This window comes from Bartonella pachyuromydis (assembly GCF_039543065.1).
GTDB classification, from domain to species: domain Bacteria; phylum Pseudomonadota; class Alphaproteobacteria; order Rhizobiales; family Rhizobiaceae; genus Bartonella; species Bartonella pachyuromydis.
The window spans coordinates 1-3,919 of sequence record NZ_BAABJA010000036.1 but is presented as its reverse complement, the minus strand read 5'-3'; the positions used below and the strand labels follow the sequence as shown (position 1 = coordinate 3,919).

Genomic DNA, 3,919 nt, shown 5'->3' with positions numbered 1-3,919 from the left:
AGGGAATGGTTTTGATTGATTCAAGATAAACAGCTTTGAAATGATAGAATCCTACGTTATTCGAGACTCTCATTCAACAATACAAAACAATGAATTATTATTATAAATCAAAGCGTTGTAGCGACATGGCACATGCGGAATATGCAGATTCGGATGCTTTCCAAGATGCTGTCATCTGCGGCATGGGGTGGACCGATACCAGACTTGATTATGAGAATAGTCTTGATGGTGAACCGGTTATTACACGTTTAGACCCATTAAAGATGGTTTGGGACAGCGCAGCGGTGCAACCGAATTTAACGGATGCACAACGCTTATGGTACGTAGACCGCAAGCCGTTGGAAATTGCCAAGCAGATGTTTCCCAAATCCCATTGGAGTGAACTGAGTGCAGATTGGGCAAGAGATGGGAGTGCTTATGAGGGGATTCATCACAATGATTTAGAGGCTTATGATGATGAGAGGGGAATTGATGTTGAAAACGGTCGACGAATGGTTACGCTTGTTGAGTGCCGTTGGTTTGAAAGCGAGAGATATTACAAAGCGCCTGATTTAAGCACTGGAGAACTTCGTGACTATAGCGAGGAGGAATTTAAGCAACTACAATGCATGATGCTCGATATTCAAGGGGCAGCTTTCAATAAAAAGGTTGTTAAACGTGCTTTTTTAGGCAGGAAAGTTTTACTATGCCCCGATCAACCGATGGTTCCTGCTGGTCAATTAGGTTGGGAGTGTATCACGGGTTATTTTGACAAGATAGAGCGGCAATTTTACGGGGTTGTCCGTCCTACAAAAGACCCACAACGATGGGCGAATAAATATTTTAGCCAAGTCATGCACATTCTCAACAGCCAATCCAAAGGCGGGATTATGGCAGAGAGGGGTGCCTTTGAAGACGAGCGAGAAGCTGTCAAAAGTTGGAGTAGAGCAGACAGTATTACGGTTTTAAAAAATGGAGCTTTGGCAGGTGGCAAGGTACAGCCCAAACCGGTTTCTCAGTTTCCTACGGGCTTTTTCCAACTGTTTAATGAAGCGAAAGAAGCAATTAATCAAGTGACCGGCTTATCGCCAGAGTTTATAGGAACGCGAGAGGTATCACAAGCAGGGGTTTTAGAGGCACAAAGGCGTCAATCCAGTTTAAACCTGCTCGCTTGTTTGTTTGATGGGTTGCGTTTGTATCGCAAGCGTCAAGGCAAGCTTATTTTGCACTTGATACAAAATTATCTCTCTGATGGTCGTTTGGTGCGGATTTCAGGGGAAGAGAATGCACAGTATATCCCCTTAACCCGTGAAGCAGTGATGAGTGTTGATTATGATATTGTGGTTGATGATGCGCCAACCAGTCCCAATGAAAAGGAGCGGACCTTTGGCATTATCACGCAATTGTTACCGTTGCTTCAAAATGCTGTGACACCAGATATCATGCTTGATCTGCTGCGCTATTCTCCATTGCCGGCATCTCTACTTAATCGCGTGAGTGAGAAGATGCAACAACAGCAGCAAATGGCGCAACAAGCCCAGCAACAGATGAATCCCGAACAAGAAATGAAGCTGCAAGAAAAGCAACAAGACATGGCAACGAAAAGCCAGATGCAGCAGATGGAGTTACAAGGAAAGCAGATTGAACTGTTTATGCGTCAAAAGAGAGCAGAATTGGAAGCAGAGATTATGCAACAGAAACATGAATTAGAGCGGCAACGCATTATCAATGAGCAGATGCAAAATCAAATCATGCGAGAAAGAGCAGCCACGTATAGAGGAAGAAGTATCTGAGAAAGGTGAAAGAATGAATGCAGAAATGAATGAAGGATTGAATGAAGATTATCGGGTTGGAGCACCGGTTTTTGATGACGAGAGCTCTTTTGAGAGCGATCACGAGGTCGAAACGGTTGAGAGCCATGATGTCACGTCTCCAGAGCCGGTTGCAGAGCCCGTTGAAAAGCCTTCAGAGATTGTTCCAAGTCAAGATCGGCAACGTGCAGAAGAACAAGCCAAGCAAGCCCGTGAAGCGCTTGTAAAGTTTTATGAACCCCAATCTCAGCCACCAATGGTTGAAGGAGATGGGATGCCTCCAGATCCTAGCAAAGACATTATTGGCTATATGGGATGGATGGGAAAGATAACACATTGATTTATAATGATAATCTAGCGTTATTCATATTGAATGAGAGTCCCGAATAACGTAAGATTCTCTCATTTCAAAGCTGTTTATCTTGAATCAATCAAAATCACTTATTTGCACGTCAAAAGCGGGGCTGGCGTGTGGGTAAAAATTGTTAAAGAAAGGACTACTAAAAATGGCTCTTATGAACCGTCTTAATGCAAGATCTGTCGCAACATTGGGGGCTGGAAAATATAATGATGGTGCCGGCTTGCTTCTTCATAAACGTAAAGATGGTGGTGCTCAATGGCTTTATCGCTATACCATTCACGGGCGCCGTCGTGAAATGGGCTTGGGCGCTTTAAGAGATGTCTCTTTAAAGCAAGCTCGCGAATGTGCAAACCAATGGCGTTCTGTTTTACGTGAGGGTCGTGACCCTATTAAAGAGCGCAACAAACAAAAGCGTGAAGCAATGCGTAATCTCCATTACTTAAAAGATATTGCCGTGGATGCTTTTGAAACTCGTAAAGCTGAATTAAAAAATGATGGTAAAACTGGGGATTGGTTTTCACCTTTAAAACTGCATATTTTACCAAAACTAGGTTGTCTACCCGTTTCTGAGATTACGCAAACAGAGATACGCAATGTTCTTGCCCCTATCTGGCATATAAAAGCTGGAACTGCTCGAACAGCATTGATACGTCTTAATCTTTGTCTCAAACATGCGGCTGCATTAGGATTGGATGTTGATTTACAAGCAACAGAAAAAGCACGCGCTCTTTTAGGAAAACAACGTCATAAAACGCAAAATTTACCTGCAATGGATTGGAGAGAGGTGCCCGCTTTTTATAAAACACTTTGTCAAAAAACAGCTATAACACAACTGGCTTTGCGTTTGCTTATTCTGACAGGCGTTCGTAGCAATCCTTTATGTCATATTCATAAAGATCAAGTTGATGGGGATATATGGACTATTCCTGCTGAGAATATGAAAGGAAAACGGGATACCACAAAAGAATTTCGTGTGCCTCTATCATCAGAAGCATTAGACATTTTAAAACAAGCGCGTTTGCTTTCTCGCAATGATTTCTTTTTTTCTGCAACCGGTCGGGGTCCCCTTGCTGCAAATTGTATGTCACAATACATGCAACAGACTGGATTAAAAGTCTGCCCCCATGGTTTTCGCTCTAGTTTACGCAATTGGCTTGCTGAAACAACCGATGCCCCCTATGAGGTTGCTGAAACCATTCTAGCTCATACAGTGGGCGGCAAAGTAGAGCGTGCTTATCGTCGGACTGATTATTTAGAACAGCGCCGTATCTATATGGATAAATGGGCGGCTTATATTACAGGTCATGCTTAAGATATGGGGTGTAATACCCCATTATCTGTGGATAACTTTAGCTCTCTCTTCTCTCATTCTTTCTCAATGAGACTCATAAATTATCACATCAGAAAATGGATAATAAAACACTGTTTTCTATAGACTAAATACCTTTCCAGTGATTCAATAATATGGTTAATAAATACATATGATTTGTTCCCATTTTTTACTCTTGAAAGGAAATTATAATGACAGAAAATGATATTCTTTTAACAGACCGTGAAAGTGCAAAATTGCTTCATATGAGTGTTTCAACATTTCGCCGTCATGTGAGCAATGGCTCTTTACCAAAGCCTTTAAAATTTGGTTTTTTATCACGCTGGTTACAATCGGATCTTTTGAATGTCATAGAGCAAGCAAAACAGCAACGTTATAACGACGTCGCATAAAAGAAAACCTTGTCACGTAAGGACGGACAAGGCTTTCCATTTTCAC

The 3,919-nt window shown here is 42.1% G+C and carries 4 protein-coding genes; all 4 read left to right on the top strand.

What is annotated here, in order from left to right; genetic code table 11:
- Window positions 1-89 precede the first annotated feature (89 nt).
- Window positions 90-1,772, top strand: a complete 1,683-nt coding sequence (locus ABD917_RS08560; protein ID WP_345119645.1) for a portal protein — start codon at window positions 90-92, stop codon at window positions 1,770-1,772.
- Window positions 1,773-1,785: 13 nt separating this feature from the next.
- Window positions 1,786-2,130: a hypothetical protein gene (locus ABD917_RS08555; RefSeq protein WP_425548566.1), complete on the top strand. Its 345-nt coding sequence runs from the start codon at window positions 1,786-1,788 to the stop codon at window positions 2,128-2,130.
- Window positions 2,131-2,296: 166 nt separating this feature from the next.
- Window positions 2,297-3,463: a tyrosine-type recombinase/integrase gene (locus ABD917_RS08550; protein WP_345119643.1), complete on the top strand. Its 1,167-nt coding sequence runs from the start codon at window positions 2,297-2,299 to the stop codon at window positions 3,461-3,463.
- Between the two features lie 209 nt (window positions 3,464-3,672).
- Window positions 3,673-3,873 (top strand): helix-turn-helix transcriptional regulator, encoded by a 201-nt coding sequence (locus ABD917_RS08545; protein WP_345119642.1) that lies wholly within the window; start codon window positions 3,673-3,675, stop codon window positions 3,871-3,873.
- Window positions 3,874-3,919: the final 46 nt, after the last annotated feature.

What these genes read in the sequence shown, in the direction of transcription:
- ABD917_RS08560 (WP_345119645.1), top strand. Translation starts at nt 90, where the DNA reads ATGAATTATTATTATAAATCAAAGCGTTGTAGCGACATGGCACATGCG.
- ABD917_RS08555 (WP_425548566.1), top strand. Translation starts at nt 1,786, where the DNA reads ATGAATGCAGAAATGAATGAAGGATTGAATGAAGATTATCGGGTTGGA.
- ABD917_RS08550 (WP_345119643.1), top strand. Translation starts at nt 2,297, where the DNA reads ATGGCTCTTATGAACCGTCTTAATGCAAGATCTGTCGCAACATTGGGG.
- ABD917_RS08545 (WP_345119642.1), top strand. Translation starts at nt 3,673, where the DNA reads ATGACAGAAAATGATATTCTTTTAACAGACCGTGAAAGTGCAAAATTG.